This window comes from Bradyrhizobium sp. B039 (genome assembly GCF_038965675.1).
GTDB classification, from domain to species: Bacteria; Pseudomonadota; Alphaproteobacteria; order Rhizobiales; family Xanthobacteraceae; genus Bradyrhizobium; species Bradyrhizobium diazoefficiens.
This window is the reverse complement of the sequence record NZ_CP152416.1, coordinates 890286-906922: the sequence shown is the minus strand read 5'-3', so window position 1 is coordinate 906922 and position 16637 is coordinate 890286. Positions and strand designations below refer to the sequence as shown.

Sequence of the window (16637 nt, the reverse complement as noted above, 5' to 3'; positions counted from 1 at the left end):
GGATTCCCCGCCTTCGCGGGGAATGACAGTGGCGGGTGTCGCGAGAGTTTCCCGCCTCCCGTCTCTCTTCTAATAATCTACCTTCACCAGATACAACCCGTCCGGCGGCGCGACGATGCCGCAGGCGGCGCGGTTGCGGGCGGCCAGCGCTGCGGAAAGATCGTCCGCGGTCCAGCGGCCTTCGCCGACCCAGACCAGCGACCCCACCATCGAGCGCACCTGGCTGTGCAGGAACGAGCGCGCCGAGGTGATGATGGTGATCTCGCGCCCGTCGCGCAGCACGTCGAGTTGGTCGAGCGTCTTCTCCGGCGATTTGGCCTGGCACTCGGTGTCGCGAAAGGTCGTGAAATCGTGCTTGCCGAGCAGGCGCTGCGCGGCCGCATGCATCGCCTCGGCATCGAGCCGGCGCGGCACGCGCCAGGCGTGGCCGACGTCGAGGGCGAGATTGGCGCGGGTGTTGACGATGCGGTAGCGATAGTGGCGCTTCACGGCCGAGAAGCGCGCTTCAAAAGTATCGGGTACGATCTCGGCCTCGAGCACAGCGATCGGATGCGGCCGCAGATGCGCATTGAGCCCGTCGCGAAAGCGGCCCGGCGGAAACTGCTTCTCGATATCGACATGCGCGACCTGACCGCGCGCATGCACGCCGGCATCGGTGCGACCCGCGCCATGCACCCGCAGATCCGCACCGGTCATCGCCTTCACCGCCGCTTCCAGTGCGCCCTGCACCGACGGCAGCGTGTCCTGCACCTGCCAGCCGAAGAACGGCGCGCCGTCATATTCGATGGTGAGCTTGTAGCGGGGCATCGTTTCCAATTCTGCCGTCATCGCCCGGCTTGACCGGGCGATCCAGTACGCCGCGGCCTATCCGTTCGACCGAGAAGCCTCGGCGTACTGGATACCCCGCCTTCGCGGGGTATGACAGTGTCAGGTGAATTTGGCGCCCGCCTTCAGCGGCACACCACGCAAGAAGTCCGTGGCCTGCATCCGCGCCTTGCCTTCGCGCTGCAGCTCGATGATGCGGATCGCGCCCTCGCCGCAGGCGATGGTGAGCCGGTCGTCGAGCACCTCGCCCGGCGCGCCCGAGCCCTTGGCGAGCTCGCAGCGCAGGATTTTGACGCGCGCGTTCTCGCTGACGCCTGCGAGCTCGGCCCAGGCGCCGGGGAACGGCGACAGGCCGTGGATGTGGCGCAGCACCGCCCGTGCGGGCTTGGTCCAGTCGATCCGCGCCTCAGCCTTGTCGATCTTGGCCGCATAGGTGACGCCGTCCTCGCTCTGCTTCTTGAGCTGGAGCCCCCCGCGGTCGAGCGCGGCCATGGCGCGGACCATCAGGTCGGCGCCGAGGCGCGAGAGACGATCGTGCAGGTCGGCCGCGGTCATGGTGTCCGTGATCGCCAGCCGCTCGGCCATGGCGACATCGCCGGTGTCGAGGCCGACATCCATCTTCATCACCATCACGCCGCTTTCGGCATCATCAGCCATAATCGCGCGGTTGATCGGCGCGGCGCCGCGCCAGCGCGGCAAGAGCGAGGCGTGCAGATTGTAGCAGCCGAGCTTCGGCGCATCGAGGATGGCCTGCGGCAGGATCATGCCGTAGGCGACGACGACGGCGGCATCGGCGTCAAAGGCGCGAAATTCTTCCAGCGCCTCCTCTGTCTTCAGCGTCTTCGGCGTCAGCACGGGAACGCCGAGTCTTCGCGCGGCTTCCTCGACCGGGGTCGGCTGCAACTGCAGGCCGCGCCGCCCGCCCGGCTTCGGCGCGCGGGTATAGACGGCCACGATCTCATGGCCATGCGCGACGAGCTCGAGCAGCGTCGGCACGGAGAAATCGGGCGTGCCCATGAAGATCAGGCGAAGGGGCATCGGAAAAACCTGCGAGGAACGTGATCCAATTACGGTCATTCCGGGGCGGCTCGAAGAGCCGAACCCGGAATCTCGAGATTCTCAGGTGCGCAATTGCGCACCATAGTTCGATGCTGCGCATCGCCCCGGAATGACGGAGAACCTCACTCCGCGCGCTTGGCGGCTTTCTCGAACTTCTTCAGCACGCGGTCGCGCTTCAGCTTCGACAGATAGTCGACGAACAACACGCCGTTGAGGTGGTCGATCTCGTGCTGGATGCAGGTGGCGTAGAGGCCTTCGGCGTCCTCCTCGTGCACCTTGCCGTCGAGATCGGTGAAGCGCACGCGCACCTTCGCAGGCCGCTCGACCTCCTCGTAATATTCGGGGATCGACAGGCAGCCTTCCTCGTAGACCGACAATTCCTCGGACGAGGCGATGACTTCCGGATTGATGAAGACGCGCGGCTCCGGCTTGGTCTCGCCGTTCTCGTCGCGCTTGGCGAGGTCCATGGTGATCAGCCGCAGCGGCTGGGCGATCTGGATCGCCGCCAACCCGATGCCGGGCGCGTCGTACATGGTCTCGAACATGTCGTCGGCAAGCTTGCGGATCTCCGTCGTGACCTTCTCGATCGGCTTGGAGACCAGACGCAGCTGCTTGTCGGGCAGGATGATGATTTCTCTGAGGGCCATGGCGGGCGATTTAAGCCGGGCGCGACAAGCGGTCAATGAGGCCCGGAACGCGTTAACGATCCGCTAACCATAAAACTTCAGCTTTTGTTAACCATAAAAATTAACGGGGCATTTACCATAAATGTTCGCTATTCGTTCGTGCCAGCAGCCGAATCGGCTAGAAGGACAGGCATGAACGAGATCATTTTCGTGGCTGGCGACTGGCCGGTGCGCACGATCGACGCGCTGATCGGCTTCGGCGTCCTGGTCCTCATCCTGCTGGTTGTGATCGCCGTGGTCATTGCACGCTCGGGGCGGCGCGGGGCGGAACTCGCGATGGCCAATGCGATCCGCGCCGACGAGCTCGAGGAGCGCATCAGCCAGATGCTGCACGCCCAGAGCGAGGCTTCGGGCCGGGTCGATGCCATGACCCAGGCGCTGGCCGGCCGCCAGGCCGAGATGGCACGGGCGGTCAACGAGCGGCTGGATTCGGTCACCCATCGCGTCGGCCAGTCCATGGAGCACTCGACCCGCAACACCATGGAGAGCCTGCACGCCCTGCACGAGCGGCTCGGCATCATCGACAACGCGCACAAGAACCTCACCGACCTCACCACGCAGGTGACGACCTTGCGCGACGTGCTCGCCAACAAGCAGTCGCGCGGCGCCTTCGGCCAGGCCCGGATGGAGGCGATCGTCCAGGACGGCTTGCCGAAGGGCGCCTACGAGTTCCAGTTCACGCTCTCGACCGGCAAGCGGCCGGACTGCGTCGTGTTCCTGCCCGACCAGCGCCCGCTCTGCATCGATGCGAAGTTTCCGCTCGAGGCGATGACCGCGCTGCACGACGCCCGCACCGACGAGGAGAAGCGCATCGCCACGCAGCGGCTGCGCGGCGACGTGATGAAGCATGTCAGCGACATCGCGGAAAAATATCTCGTCACCGGCGAGACCCAGGAGATGGCACTGATGTTCGTGCCGTCGGAATCGGTCTACGCCGAGATCCATGACGGCTTCGACGACGTGATCCAGAAGGCCTATCGCGCCCGCGTCGTGCTGGTGTCGCCCTCGCTGCTGATGCTGGCGATCCAGGTGATGCAGCAGATCATGAAGGACGCGCGCATGCGCGATGCCGCCGACCAGATCCGCACCGAGGTCATCAAGCTCGGCGACGATCTCGGCCGCTTGCGCGACCGCGTGCTGAAGCTCCAGAAGCATTTTGCCGACGTGAACGAGGACGTCCGCCAGGTGCTGATCTCCGCCGACAAGATCGAGAAGCGCGCGGGGCGGATCGAGGAGCTGGATTTCAGCAAGGCGGACGCGCCCGCGGAGGGCCCGCACCTGGTGGCGACGGGCGCGGCCGAGTTGTTCCCGAGGAAGCTCCAGGCGGGGGAGTAGATTTTTTAGCACACTGTCATGCCCCGCGAAGGCGGGGCATCCAGTACGCCGTGACAGTCGTTGTTGAGCCGAAACGCCGCGGAGTACTGGATCGTCCGCCTTCGCGGACGATGACACCGGTGAGATGGTCTGTATGGGCGCACACCATTACTATGTGTATATCCTCGCCAGCAAGATCGGCGGCACGCTCTATATCGGCGTGACGAATGATCTCATCCGCCGCGTGGCGGAGCACAAGTCAAAGCTGATCGAGAGTTTCACAGAGAAATATGACGTCGCGAGGCTTGTCTATTTCGAGCAATTCGACGACCCCGAGAATGCGATCAAACGAGAGAAGCGGCTCAAGAAGTGGAACAGGGCCTGGAAGATCCGCTTGATCGAGCAGCACAACCCGAATTGGGATGATCTCTATCCTGAGATAGCCGGACCACCATGACACCGTCATGCCCCGTAACTGTCATGCCCCGCGAAGGCGGGGCATCCAGTATTCCGCGGCGGTCGTGAATGAACCGGGACGCCCGTGAGTACTGGATCGTCCGCCTTCGCGGACGATGACGCCGAGGATGTTGGAGGCTCTCCCGCCTCACGGCTACCGCGAGAGTCTTTTCCCCCAGAATCTGCTAACACCCCCCCATGACCGCACCCGACGCGACCTCCGGAACCGTCCAAACCAGCGCTGATGCCCCCGCCGCCTCCTGGCGCGACAGCCTTGCCGTGTACCTGCAACCGCGGGTGCTGATCGTGCTGTTCCTCGGCTTCTCGTCCGGCCTGCCGCTGGCGCTGTCGGGCTCGACGCTGCTGGTGTGGATGCGCGAGGCCGGGGTCGATCTCGGGACCATCGGGCTGTTTGCGCTGGTCGGCACGCCCTACACGCTGAAATTTTTGTGGGCGCCGCTGGTGGACGCGCTGCATGTGCCGCTGTTCACGCGCGCGTTCGGACGGCGCCGCGGCTGGCTGCTGTTCTCGCAGCTGCTGCTGATCATCGCCATCCTGCTGCTGGCGCTGACCGATCCCGCGCGCTCGCCGTTCTACGTCGCGCTCGGCGCGTTGCTGGTGGCGACGACGTCCTCGACGCAGGACATCGTGGTCGACGCCTTCCGCGTCGAGAGCCTGCCGGAGAGCGAGCAGGCCGCCGGCATGGCATCCTATGTCGCGGCCTATCGCATCGGCATGCTGGTCTCGACCGCGGGCGCGCTGTTCATCGTCTCCGGTTTCGAGAGCACCGGCATTTCGCGCACATCAGCCTGGATGTGGGGCTATGTGGTGATGGCGGCGATGGTGCTGATCGGCACGATCACCGCGCTGGCCGCGACCGAGCCCGAGCAGTCGGTGCGGGCGGAAGCCGCAACGCAGGCCGATACGGCGTTCGCGCGCGTGCTGCACGCGGCGATCGGCGCGTTCTCGGAATTCCTGGCGCGCAAGGACGCGCTCGCCGCGCTTGCCTTCGTCGTGCTGTTCAAGTTCACCGACGCCTTCTCCGGCACCATGACGGCGCCGTTCGTGATCGACCTCGGCTTCTCCCGCAACGATTATGCGGCGATCGTGAAGGGCGTCGGCCTTGCGGCGACGCTGATCGGCGGCTTTGCAGGCGGCTTCCTTGCCCGACGCTACCCGCTGGCGACGTGCTTGTGGATCGGCGGCGTGGTGCAGGCGCTCGCCAACCTTTCCTTCTCCTGGCTGGCCTTCGTCGGCACCAGCCAATGGGCGCTCGCCTTCGCCATCACAGCTGAGAATTTCACCAGCGCCATCGGCACCGTGATCTTCGTCGCCTACCTCTCCGCGCTGTGCCAGAACCCGCTGCACACGGCGACGCAATACGCACTGCTCACCGCGCTCGCCGCGGTAGGACGCACCTATCTGTCGTCGGTGGCCGGCTATGTCGCCAAGGCGACCGGCTGGCCGCTGTTCTTCGTGATCTGCGTGCTGGTGGCGATCCCGAGCCTGGTCCTGCTGACATGGCTGCAGAAGCGCGGGCATTTCGAAGAGCTGGGGCCGGTAAGGGTGTGACCACCACTGCTGTCATGCCCCGCGAAGGCGGGGCATCCAGTATTCCAGAGACAGTTGTGATTGACCGAGAAGCCGCGGGGTACTGGATCGCCCGCCTTCGCGGGCGATGACACCGGAGTTGTGGAGAAGGCGTCGCGAATCACCCCCTACTGCTTCTTGATGATGCTCCACTTCGTGACCACGGCTTCGCTCATCTGGCCGGGGTCGCTGGCGCAGGCGACTTCGTCGACCTTGATCGAGATTTCCTTGCCGACGAAGGTCTTCAGCTGCGTGGCCTGCGCGTCGCCGCTCGGAACGAGCTGGAAGGTCTCTGGGCCGGTTTCGAGATTGCAGAGCCCGTTCGGCGCCGGCAGGCGGCGCGGCTCGGAGGTGATTTGATACATCGCGATCCGCTTGCCGGCGTTCTTGACGTCGCGCACCTTCATTGCGTTCAGCTCGCCCGAGAGCACGTCACCGGTGTTGATCGGCTTGCCGGGCTTGGGCGCCGGCGGCGCCGCGTCGTCCTGCTGCGCGGAGATGGCCGGCGTCACCAGCAGCATCATCGTCGCGGCCAAAGCCAATCGAGTGGCGAAAAGTTTCGTCATGTCGTCCGTTCCGTGGGGTCTGTAGGATAGCTAGAACAGGGTCCGCTGCCGCATCGCGGCCGATAGCGTACCTTCATCGAGATAATCAAGCTCGCCGCCGACCGGCACACCATGGGCGAGCCGGGTTACTTTTACGTTGGCGTCCTGAAGCAGGTCGGTGATGTAGTGCGCCGTGGTCTGGCCGTCGACCGTCGCGTTCAGCGCCAGGATGACTTCGTGGACCTCGGCAGCATGTGCGCGCGCGACCAGCGCGTCGATGGTGAGATCCTGCGGGCCGACGCCGTCGAGCGGCGACAATGTCGCACCCAGCACATGATAGCGCCCTTGAGTGGCATTGGCCCGCTCCAGCGCCCAGAGGTCGGCGACATCGGCGACGACCACGATGATCGCGGGATCGCGCTTCGGATCGGTGCAGACGGTGCAGGGGTTTTGCGTGTCGATGTTGCCGCAGGTCTTGCAGACCTGGACCTTGTCGAGCGCGACCTGGAGGGCCGAGGACAGCGGCATCATCAGCGCCTCGCGCTTCTTGATCAGATGCAGCGCGGCGCGCCGCGCGGAGCGCGGACCGAGGCCCGGCAGCCGTGCGAGAAGCTGCACCAGCCGCTCGATTTCGGGACCTGCAACCGCGCCCATGTTACTGGCCGAACAGCCCCGGCGGCAGGCCGAGCCCGCCGGTGAGCGACTGCATCTTCTCCTGCACGGCGGCCTCCGCCTTGCGGCGGGCATCGCCGAGCGCGGTCACGAGCAGGTCCTCGAGCACCTCGCGCTCTTCCGCCTTCATCAGCGAGGGATCGATCTTCACGCCCTTGACGTCCATCTTCGCGGTCATACGCACCACGACGAGGCCGCCGCCGGAGATGCCTTCGACCTCCACATTGCCGAGCGCGTCCTGCATCTCCTGCATCTTGGATTGCAGCTGCGCCGCCTGCTTCATCATGCCGAGAAAGTCAGCCATAGTCCCGTGTCCTTGGAAAGATAGGCTCAGAGATCGTCGTCGGTATCGGAACCGTCGGGCGGATCGTCACTGCCATAGTCGGCGTTAATATTGGATTCCGGCGTCTCGGGGGCAAGCCTGCGGACCTCGACGACCTTCGATCCGGGGAAGCGCGACAGTACCTCCTGCACGCGCGGATCGGCCTCCGCGGTACGCGCATGCTCCTGCTTGGCGGCCTGGTTCACCGAACGCAGCGTCGGCTGGCCCTGCTCGTTGGAGACGATCACGGTCCAGCGCCGGCCGGTCCAGAGTTCGAACTTGCGCGCGAGCTCGGTGATCATGGTCCTGGAGGCATTGGGCTCGAGCGCGACTTCCAGCCGGCCCTCCTCGAAACGGACGAGGCGCATGTCGGCTTCGAGCGCGGCCTTGGTCATGATGTCGCGCTTCTGGCCGGCAAGCGCGACGAGCTGGGTGAAGCTCGTGATGCGCAGCTGGGGTGCCGCGGCCTGCGGATCCGGCGCGGGCGCCGCCATCTGCGGCCGGGCAGCACCGCCGCCGAACGATGACGGCGATGAGGTCGGCGCGCGCATGGGCGCGGCCGAGGCGACAGGCGCAGCAGACGCAACCGGCGCGGCCGGCGCGCTACGCGCCGCACTGCCGCCGCTCACGACCGGCGAGCCGCCGCCGTTCTGCTCCAGCATCCGGATCGCCTCGTCCGGCGTCGGCAGGTCGGCGACATAGGCGATGCGCACCAGCACCATCTCGGCGGCGGCGGCGGGGCGCGTCGCGGCCTGCACCTCGGTGATGCCCTTGAGCAGCATCTGCCACATCCGCGACAGCACGCGCATCGAGATTTTCGAGGCGAAATCCCGCGCGCGCACCCGCTCGGTCTCGCCATAGGCGACGTTGTCGGCGGTCGCCGGCACGATTTTCACGCGGGTGACGAAATTGACGAACTCGGCGAGGTCCGAGAGCACGACGATCGGATCGGCGCCGACGTCGTACTGGTCGCGGAACTCCTTGAAGGCGGCGGCGATATCGCCACGCGCCAGCGAATCGAACAGGTCGATCACACGCGTACGGTCGGCGAGGCCCAGCATCTGCCTGACCGCATCGGCTTTCACCGTGCCTGCCGCATGCGCGATCGCCTGGTCGAGCAGCGACAGCGAATCGCGCACGGAGCCTTCCGCGGCGCGCGCGATGATGCCCAGCGCCTCGGGCTCGATCTCGACGCTTTCCTTCGCCGCGATGTTGGCAAGGTGTTTCATCAGCACGTCGGCCTCGACCCGGCGCAGGTCGAAACGCTGGCAGCGCGACAGCACGGTGACCGGAACCTTGCGGATCTCCGTGGTCGCGAACACGAACTTGGCGTGCTCCGGCGGTTCCTCCAGCGTCTTCAGGAAGGCGTTGAACGCCGCCGTCGACAGCATGTGGACTTCGTCGATGATGTAGACCTTGTAGCGGGCGCTGGCCGGCGCGTAGCGCACGCTGTCATTGATCTGGCGAACGTCGTCGACGCCGGTATGCGAGGCCGCGTCCATCTCCAGCACGTCCATGTGCCGGCTTTCCATGATCGCCTGGCAATGCACGCCCAAGGTCGGCATGTGGATGGTCGGGCCCTTCACTGAGCCGTCCGGCATCTCGTAGTTGAGCGCACGGGCAAGAATTCGCGCGGTGGTGGTCTTGCCGACGCCGCGGACGCCGGTGAGGATCCAGGCCTGCGGGATACGCCCGGTCTCGAATGCATTGGAGACGGTGCGGACCACGGCCTCCTGGCCGATCAGGTCGTCGAACGAGGAGGGGCGGTATTTGCGCGCCAGCACCCGGTAAGGCGCGTTGCCAGCCTGGCTGGCGCTATCGGGGTTAGGAGGGGCGCCAGCGTCGGTCATCGGTCGATCCGCAATGAAATCTCTCTCGGCCGGCTCTTGCGGAAAGGAGCGCGCTGGCGGCAGGGCCGCCGGCGCAATTCGCTCGGAAAAACATGTAGGAGACTGACGAGCGACCCGATCCGGACCTCGTTAGGGCTGCTTCCTTCCGGACCTGACCCGGTTGGCGAGTGGCTCGTCCACCGCCAATCTCCCGGTCCCTATTTGGGGCCAAAAGGTCGGGAAAGCAAGCGGGTATCAGCTTGAACCGGTTGAGTTTGCCCAGCATCCGGGCAATTCCCGGTCTGCCCAGCCGACAGGCTGTGCTTTCGCTGATGAGACCACCTTGCTAGAACCTTGCCGGAACCCCATCCAACCAGAAAAGCGATTGATCCCAATGGTTACACGTCGTGATGTTGCATCGATTGTCGGACTTGGCGCCGTTGGCGCGATGGCCGCGGGCGCACTGGCGTCCCCGGCCGTGGCCCAGGCCGCCGATCCGAACGAATCGACCTTCGCCCGCATCCGCCGCACCAAGAAGATGCGGATCGGCGCGGTCGGCGGCGGCGCGCCCTATTACATGAAGGACCTCGCCAGCGGCCAGTGGAAGGGCTTTTACATCGACATCGCCAAGGCGCTCGCCGACGACATGGAAGCCGAGCTCGAGATCACCGAGACCACCTGGGGCAATTCGGTGCTGGACCTGCAGTCCAACAAGATCGACATCTTCTTCGGTCTCAATCCGACCCCGAAGCGCGCGCTGGTGGTCGATTTCTCCGTGCCGGTCTTCAACAACGCCTTTGGCATCCTCTGCAAGAAGGACTTCAAGCCGAAGACCTGGGCCGAGCTGAACTCGCCCGACGTCAAGATCGCGGTCGACCAGGGCTCCTCGCACGACCAGGTCGTCAGCCGCCTGATACCGAAGGCGCAGATCTCGCGCCTCAAGACCGCCGATGACGCCACCGCCGCGCTCCAGACCGGCCGCGTCGACGCGCAATGCCTGATCACCATGCTGTCGCTGACCGTGCTGAAAAAGAATCCCTCGCTCGGCCAGTTCGTGCTGCCGACGCCGATCTTCGCCACCACGTCGAACGCCGGCTTCCGCCGCGAGACCGACAAGACCTGGCGCGACTACGTCAACACCTGGATCGACTTCAACAAGGGCCTCGGCTTCATCCGCAACGCGATCATCACCAACATGGAGCTGGTGGGCGTGACCGAGGCGGACATTCCGCCGGGCGTTTCGTTGTAAGCTCCCACTGTCATTCCGGGGCGATGCGAAGCATCGAACCCGGAATCTCGCACTGCAATCTCTGGATTCCGGGTTCGCGACTTCGTCGCGCCCCGGAATGACGGTGCAAACGGCACCCGCGACGAGTAAACGCACGCATGTATCACTGGGACTTCGGCATTCTCTGGAGCTATCGCTGGCTCTTTCTCAACGGGCTCGGCGTCACCGTCGGCTTCACCGTGGTCATCGTGGTGCTCGGACTGGTGTTCGGCCTGTTCGGCGCGTTCGGCAGCCTGTCGCGCTTCAAGGCGGTGCGCCTCGTCGCCCTCACCTTCATCGAGGCGTTCCGCTGCACGCCGATCCTGGTGCAGCTGATCTGGTTCTATTACGCGCTGCCGATCCTCGCCGGCGTCGAGATGACGCCGATCACGGCCTCCGCGCTGGCGCTATCGCTCTATGGCGGCTCGTTCTATTCGGAGATCATCCGCGGCGGCATCGTCTCGATCGACAAGGGCCAGTCCGAAGCGGGTGCCGCGCTCGGCATGACCCCTGGCCAGGCGATGCGGCGCATCGTGCTGCCGCAGGCGATCAAGCGCATGATCCCGGCGCTGATGAACCAGTCGATCATCCAGTTCAAGAACACCTCGCTGGTCTCAGTGCTGGCGGTGCCTGACCTCGTCTATCAGAGCCAGGTCGCGGCCCATGACAGCTACCGGCCGCTGGAAACCTACACGGCGGTCGCGGTCGCCTATGCCGCGATCCTGATTCCGCTCACCATCATCGTCCGGCGCGGCGAGAAGCGACTGGCGGTCGGCGAATGAGCGACACTTCGAAGATCGAGATCCGCGCCTTACGCAAGAGCTTCGGCAGCAACGAGGTCCTGAAGAACATCAGCCTCGACGTCGCCAAGGGCGGCGTCGTGGCGCTGATCGGCCCGTCGGGCTCGGGCAAGTCGACGCTGCTCCGCTGCGTCAATCTTCTGGTGACGCCTGATGGCGGCAGCGTTCGCGTCGGCGATACACGCTTCCAGTTCGGCGAGGGCGCAAAGCTGCCCGACGTGAAGACACTTGCAAGATTCCGCGCCACCACCGGCATGGTGTTCCAGCACTTCAACCTGTTCCCGCACATGACCACGCTCCAGAACGTGATGGAGGGACCGGTCACGGTGCGCCGCATGGCCAGGGCCGACGCTGAGAAGCTCGCGCGTGCGCAGCTCGCAAAGGTCGGCCTTGCCGAGAAGGCGGACCAGTATCCGGCGACGCTCTCGGGCGGACAGAAGCAGCGCGTCGCGATCGCGCGGGCGCTGGCGATGGAGCCGGACGTGATGCTGTTCGACGAGGCCACCTCGGCGCTCGATCCCGAGCTCGTCGGCGAGGTGCTCGCCGTCATGCAGCGGCTGGCCTCGGAGGGCATGACCATGGTGATCGTGACCCATGAGATCGCCTTTGCCCGCGAGGTCGCCGACCGCCTCATCTTCATGCGCGACGGTGTCGTCGTCGAGGAAGGCCCAGCGCGGCAGGTGATCGACAATCCCCAGGAAGCCGCGACGCGTGCCTTCCTCAGCCATTTCCACCGCACCGGCGCGCTGCCGCCGGCCAACGCAACATCCTGATGTCCGATATCAATCGCGTCTATCTCGTCACCGGTGCCGCCAGCGGCATCGGCCGCGCCACCGCAAGACTGCTCGCGGCGCCGGGCACCGCGCTGCTGCTGCACACGCGCTCCAATGCGGCCGGCCTCGATGCCGCTGCGGCGGAAGCCGAAGCGCAAGGCGCTGTGGTCGCAAAATGCCTCGGCGACCTCGCCGGGGAGGCCGCCGCCACCGACGCCGTCGCCGCTGCGCAAACCGCCTTCGGCCGACTCGATGGGTTGATCCTCGTGGGCGGCCATGCCCGCCGCGGCAGCGCGATCGGCACGCCGGCGGATCAATTCCGCGCGGCGATGGACGAATCCGCGCTGGCCTTCACGCGCCTGGTCGACGCCGCGCTGCCGCTGCTGCGCGCCGGCCGCGACGCACGGATCGTCGCGGTGTCGTCCTTCGTGGCCCACGCGATCCGCCCCGAGTTTGCGCCGTTCGCGGCAACGGCTGCGAGCCGCTCCGCGCTTGAAGCGCTGGTGCGGCTCGCTGCGGTCGAGCTCGCAAAAGACGGCATCACCGTCAACGCCGTCTCACCGGGCCTCATCGTCAAGGACAAGCCGAGCGAGAGCCGGCTGTCGCCCGAGCAGATCGCTGCGACCGAAGCGCTGATTCCGATGCGCCGCCGCGGGCGGCCGGAGGAAGTGGCCGAAATCATCGCCTTCCTGGCGTCCCCCAAAGCATCCTACGTCACCGGCCAGGTCTGGCACGTCAATGGAGGCCTGACATGACCGAAGCGACCGTCGAACGCATCAGGCTGTTCCTGATCGAAAGCCCGATCAAGATGGCGCGCCTGCAGGGCGTCGGCAACGTCAAGGGCACGGTGAAGCGCGTGCTGATCGAGCTCACCTCGAGCGACGGCGTGATCGGCTGGGGCGAGGCGGCACCGTGGGAGGTCTTCACGGGCACGCCGGAAGCCGCGTTCTCCGCGCTCGACATCTATCTGCGCCCGATCGTGCTCGGCAAGCCGGTGCGCCGCATCCGGGCGCTAATGGCCGAGCTCGACCGCGCGCTGGTCGGACATGGCGAAGCCAAGGTCGGAATCGAGATGGCGCTGCTCGACATCGTCGGCAAGTCGTCGGGGCTGTCGGTCGCCGACCTGCTCGGAGGCCGCGTGCGCGACACGATCCCGCTGTCGTTCTCGATTGCCGATCCGGACTTTCCCGCCGATCTCGAACGCATGCGAAAAATGGTTCCGGACGGCAATGTCATCTACAAGGTCAAGACCGGCGTGAAGCCGCACCGCGAGGATCTCGATCATCTTGAGGCAATCCGGAAGGAATTCGGCGACAAGGTCGACCTCCGTGTCGACTACAACCAGGCGCTGGCGCCGTTCGGCGCCATCAAGATTTTGCGCGATGTCGAGGAGTTTGCGCCGACCTTCATCGAGCAGCCGGTGCCGCGCAAATATCTCGACGTGATGGCGCAGCTCACCGCGGCGCTGGAAACGCCCGTGCTCGCCGACGAAAGCTGCTTCGACCGCCGCGACATGATGGAGGTGGTGCGACGCGAGGCGGCCGACGCCGTCTCGATCAAGCTGATGAAGGCCGGCGGCCTGTTCGAGGCGCAGGCGATCATGGCGATCGCCGACATCGCCGGCCTGCCCGGCTATGGCGGCACGCTGTGGGAGGGCGGCATCGGCTTAGCCGCCGGAACGCAATTGATCGCAGCGACGCCGGGCATCTCGCTCGGCTGCGAATTCTACATGCCGCATCATGTGCTCACCGACGACGTGCTGGAAGAACGCGTCGCCAACCGCGCGGGTCACGTGGTGGTGCCCGACGGCCCCGGTCTCGGCATCCGCGTCAGCGAAGCCTCGGTCCGCGCCAATGCGCGGGTGCTCGCGGAGGCGTAGTTTCTGTCATTCCGGGGCGCGCAAAGCGCGAGCCCGGAATCCATAACCACAGGAAGAGGTGGTGGCGGGGGCTGGCAACTGCGTGTCCTCGCCAAACTACTCCCTGTGGTTATGGGCCCCGGACCAGCGCTCCGCTTCGCTGCGCTTGTCCGGGGCGACGACCGTGTATGCAGTACCGGCGGAGCCCCGATCCTTCCCCTATCGGAATCGGTATCGTATGGTCGGGCCCAACAAGCCCGACCCCACCGGGTCATCCGGAAAACCTTCATGTCCGAACCCGCCTGGTCGCTGCACTCCCGCCTGAAAGAGGACACCATCGACATCGGCGACCTGCCGTTGTCGAAGGTGCTGGTCATCAAGGACGCCAATTATCCCTGGCTGCTGCTGGTGCCGCGGCGCGTCGATGCGGTCGAGATCATCGATCTCGACGAGGTGCAGCAGGCGCAGCTGATGACCGAGATCTCCCGCGTCTCGCGCGCGCTGAAGGAGATCACCAAATGCGACAAGCTCAATATCGCGGCGCTCGGCAACCTCGTGCCGCAGCTTCACGTCCACATCATCGCCCGCCGCACCGGTGACGCCGCCTGGCCGCGGCCGGTCTGGGGCGTGATGCAGCCCTTGGCGCATGACGCCACAGAGGTGCAGAATTTCATCAGCGCGCTTCGCCGAAAGATCTGGTTGGGTTGAAAGAACAAGAAATGTCAGCATTCGACGCATTTCCGCTGGGACAGCCGGCCTTCGTCACCAACATCCTCGACCGCGCCGCGCATCTGCGCCGCGACGACGAAAAGCTGTTCGCGCTGGAGCAGAAGCCGTCCTCGCGCGCCTATGTCGTCCACCGCGACTCGCTGCTGGTGAAGCGCGAAGGCGAAAAAGTGCGCGCGCTGCTGGGAATCGACGAGGCGCTGAAATGCGGTGCCAATCCCGGCACGATCTTCTTAGGCTTACGCGACGGCGCCGCTGTGTTCGGCATGGGCCTGTCGCAAGCCGCTGCCGAGAAGCTGGTCGGCCGCGAGGACTACAGCCTCACCGAGCTGCGCGGCATGGCCATGCAGGGCGCGATTCCCCCCGACGAGCTTTCGGCGATCGCGATGGCGAAGTCGATGGTGAGCTGGCACCAGCGCCACGGCTATTGCGCCAATTGCGGCACGCGCAGCGCGATGAAGGAAGGCGGCTGGAAGCGCGATTGCCCTGCCTGCAAGGCCGAGCATTTTCCGCGCACCGATCCGGTCGTGATCATGCTGGTCGCCTCCGGAGAAAAATGCCTGCTCGGCCGCCAGAAGCAGTTTCCGCCGGGCATGTTTTCCTGCCTCGCCGGCTTCGTCGAGGCCGCCGAGACCATCGAGGACGCGGTGCGCCGGGAGATCCTCGAAGAATCCGGGATCCGCTGCACCGACGTGCAGTATTACATGACGCAGCCGTGGCCCTACCCGTCGTCGCTGATGATCGGCTGCAGCGCGCGGGCGCTGAACGAGGACATTGTCGTCGATCATTCCGAGCTGGAGGACGCGCGCTGGTTCACGCGCGAGGAGGCGGCACTGATGCTGACGCGGACGCATCCCGACGGGCTCGCCGGCCCGCATCCCTTCGCCATCGCCCATCATCTGCTCGGCCGCTGGGTGCACGACAAGAGCGGCGCTTGAGCTGAGGCCGGTGATGGCCGGGATCGCGCCGCGCATTCTCTGCATCGGCATTCCCGTGCGCGACCTGACCTTTCGCGTGGAGGCCGTGCCCGCGCGCGGCAGCAAGGCGAATGCCACGCATCTTGCCGAGATCTGCGGCGGCAACGCGCTCAATGCCGCGATCGCGATGGCACGGCTTGGCGGCCGCGTCTCGTTCGCGGGTCCCATGGGCGATGCGCGGGAGACGTCGAGCGGCTTCATTCTCGAACGGATGGCGCAGGAAGGCATCGACATCGGCCATATCGTGCGCATGCCAGGCCTGACGACGCCCGTCTCCGCGATCATGATCGAGCCCTCCGGCGAGCGGACACTCACGATCTATCGCGATCCCGGCCTGTGGAGCGTGGAGCTGCCCGATGCCGACGCCCTGCTCGCCGATTGTCGGGCGATCCTCGTCGAAAGCCGCTGCGCTGCGTTCGCGACCTCCCTCTGCGCCGAGGCACGCCGGCGCGGCATTCCCGCCGTCGTCGGCGTCGACCGCGCGATGTCTTTGCAGGACGGCCTGCTCACGGCCGCCTCGCATCTTCTGTTCGCCAGCGAACAGGTGCAGGAGACGGCCGGCATCGCCGACGACGGCGAGGCATTGCGGCGCCTGGCGAAGCTGACTCCGGCCTTCCTCGGCGCCACCCGCGGTCCCCTCGGTACGATCTGGCTGAACGAGACAGGCGAGCTTGAGGGGACACCGGCCTTCCCGATCCAGGCGGTCGATACGCTCGGTGCCGGCGACGTCTTCCATGGCGCCTTCACGCTTCGCCTGGCCGAGGGTGCGGTGGTACGGGAGGCGCTGCGATTCGCCGCGGCTGCCGCAGCGCTGAAATGTACCCGCCATGGTGGCGGCCTGGCTGCCCCGCAACGCGTTGAAGTTGAAAGGCTTTTAGACGGACCGCCAGCGAGGGCGCCGGGCGGGTCGCCAAGATTATAGGCTTGTCGTGGAAAGA

Annotated in this window: 18 protein-coding genes and 1 other RNA gene; 11 read left to right on the top strand and 8 right to left on the bottom strand. The window is 65.9% G+C overall.

Annotated elements, in window-relative coordinates; genetic code table 11:
• Positions 1 to 69: 69 nt before the first annotated feature.
• The 3 genes from truA to def form a co-directional block, all read right to left on the bottom strand.
• Positions 70 to 807 carry a tRNA pseudouridine(38-40) synthase TruA gene (gene truA, locus AAFG50_RS04245; RefSeq protein WP_028175978.1) on the bottom strand — a complete coding sequence of 246 codons (738 nt, stop codon included), beginning with the start codon at positions 805 to 807 and terminating at the stop codon, positions 70 to 72.
• 120 nt (positions 808 to 927) lie between these two features.
• A complete protein-coding gene (gene fmt / locus AAFG50_RS04240; RefSeq protein ID WP_028175977.1) occupies positions 928 to 1863 on the bottom strand; it encodes a methionyl-tRNA formyltransferase in 936 nt (311 codons plus the stop codon).
• Positions 1864 to 2006: 143 nt separating this feature from the next.
• Complete coding sequence (gene def / locus AAFG50_RS04235; protein ID WP_011090831.1) at positions 2007 to 2531, bottom strand: peptide deformylase; 525 nt, start codon at positions 2529 to 2531, stop codon at positions 2007 to 2009.
• 171 nt (positions 2532 to 2702) lie between these two features.
• On the opposite strand from def, the gene rmuC reads away from it, so the two are divergent.
• The 3 genes from rmuC (at position 2703) to AAFG50_RS04220 (ending at position 5912) form a co-directional block, all read left to right on the top strand.
• A complete protein-coding gene (gene rmuC, locus AAFG50_RS04230; RefSeq protein ID WP_028175976.1) occupies positions 2703 to 3905 on the top strand; it encodes a DNA recombination protein RmuC in 1203 nt (400 codons plus the stop codon).
• Positions 3906 to 4038: 133 nt separating this feature from the next.
• Positions 4039 to 4341 (top strand): GIY-YIG nuclease family protein, encoded by a 303-nt coding sequence (locus tag AAFG50_RS04225; protein ID WP_028175975.1) that lies wholly within the window; start codon positions 4039 to 4041, stop codon positions 4339 to 4341.
• Positions 4342 to 4538: 197 nt separating this feature from the next.
• Positions 4539 to 5912 carry an MFS transporter gene (locus AAFG50_RS04220; RefSeq protein ID WP_028175974.1) on the top strand — a complete coding sequence of 458 codons (1374 nt, stop codon included), beginning with the start codon at positions 4539 to 4541 and terminating at the stop codon, positions 5910 to 5912.
• 146 nt (positions 5913 to 6058) lie between these two features.
• Here AAFG50_RS04220 and AAFG50_RS04215 read toward each other — a convergent pair whose 3' ends face one another.
• From AAFG50_RS04215 to ffs, 5 genes are all read right to left on the bottom strand, one after another.
• A complete protein-coding gene (locus AAFG50_RS04215; RefSeq protein WP_028175973.1) occupies positions 6059 to 6496 on the bottom strand; it encodes a hypothetical protein in 438 nt (145 codons plus the stop codon).
• Between the two features lie 30 nt (positions 6497 to 6526).
• Complete coding sequence (gene recR, locus AAFG50_RS04210) at positions 6527 to 7129, bottom strand: recombination mediator RecR (protein ID WP_011090836.1); 603 nt, start codon at positions 7127 to 7129, stop codon at positions 6527 to 6529.
• Position 7130: 1 nt separating this feature from the next.
• Positions 7131 to 7451 carry a YbaB/EbfC family nucleoid-associated protein gene (locus AAFG50_RS04205; protein ID WP_011090837.1) on the bottom strand — a complete coding sequence of 107 codons (321 nt, stop codon included), beginning with the start codon at positions 7449 to 7451 and terminating at the stop codon, positions 7131 to 7133.
• Between the two features lie 26 nt (positions 7452 to 7477).
• The gene (locus AAFG50_RS04200) at positions 7478 to 9319 is read right to left on the bottom strand and encodes a DNA polymerase III subunit gamma/tau (protein ID WP_028175972.1); all 1842 of its coding nucleotides are present in this window, start codon (positions 9317 to 9319) and stop codon (positions 7478 to 7480) included.
• 94 nt (positions 9320 to 9413) lie between these two features.
• Positions 9414 to 9510: signal recognition particle sRNA small type (gene ffs / locus AAFG50_RS04195), an RNA gene on the bottom strand.
• Positions 9511 to 9692: 182 nt separating this feature from the next.
• Here ffs and AAFG50_RS04190 point away from each other — a divergent pair.
• The 8 genes from AAFG50_RS04190 to AAFG50_RS04155 all read left to right on the top strand — a co-directional run bounded on the left by AAFG50_RS04190 (position 9693) and on the right by AAFG50_RS04155 (position 16621).
• A complete protein-coding gene (locus AAFG50_RS04190; protein WP_028175971.1) occupies positions 9693 to 10547 on the top strand; it encodes a transporter substrate-binding domain-containing protein in 855 nt (284 codons plus the stop codon).
• A 137-nt stretch (positions 10548 to 10684) separates the two neighbouring features.
• Positions 10685 to 11347: an amino acid ABC transporter permease gene (locus AAFG50_RS04185; RefSeq protein WP_027547482.1), complete on the top strand. Its 663-nt coding sequence runs from the start codon at positions 10685 to 10687 to the stop codon at positions 11345 to 11347.
• Positions 11344 to 12138: an amino acid ABC transporter ATP-binding protein gene (locus tag AAFG50_RS04180; protein ID WP_011090841.1), complete on the top strand. Its 795-nt coding sequence runs from the start codon at positions 11344 to 11346 to the stop codon at positions 12136 to 12138. Before AAFG50_RS04185 ends, AAFG50_RS04180 begins: the two co-directional genes overlap by 4 nt.
• Entirely contained in the window at positions 12138 to 12893 is a 756-nt protein-coding gene (locus AAFG50_RS04175; RefSeq protein ID WP_028175970.1) for an SDR family oxidoreductase, read from the top strand. Before AAFG50_RS04180 ends, AAFG50_RS04175 begins: the two co-directional genes overlap by 1 nt.
• A complete protein-coding gene (locus AAFG50_RS04170) occupies positions 12890 to 14017 on the top strand; it encodes a muconate cycloisomerase family protein (RefSeq protein ID WP_028175969.1) in 1128 nt (375 codons plus the stop codon). The genes AAFG50_RS04175 and AAFG50_RS04170 overlap by 4 nt, the downstream gene beginning before the upstream one ends.
• A 267-nt stretch (positions 14018 to 14284) precedes the next feature.
• Positions 14285 to 14704 carry an HIT family protein gene (locus AAFG50_RS04165; RefSeq protein ID WP_028175968.1) on the top strand — a complete coding sequence of 140 codons (420 nt, stop codon included), beginning with the start codon at positions 14285 to 14287 and terminating at the stop codon, positions 14702 to 14704.
• Positions 14705 to 14715: 11 nt separating this feature from the next.
• Positions 14716 to 15660 (top strand): NAD(+) diphosphatase, encoded by a 945-nt coding sequence (nudC, locus tag AAFG50_RS04160; protein ID WP_028175967.1) that lies wholly within the window; start codon positions 14716 to 14718, stop codon positions 15658 to 15660.
• 13 nt (positions 15661 to 15673) lie between these two features.
• The gene (locus AAFG50_RS04155) at positions 15674 to 16621 is read left to right on the top strand and encodes a sugar kinase (RefSeq protein WP_039187231.1); all 948 of its coding nucleotides are present in this window, start codon (positions 15674 to 15676) and stop codon (positions 16619 to 16621) included.
• Positions 16622 to 16637 lie beyond the last annotated feature (16 nt).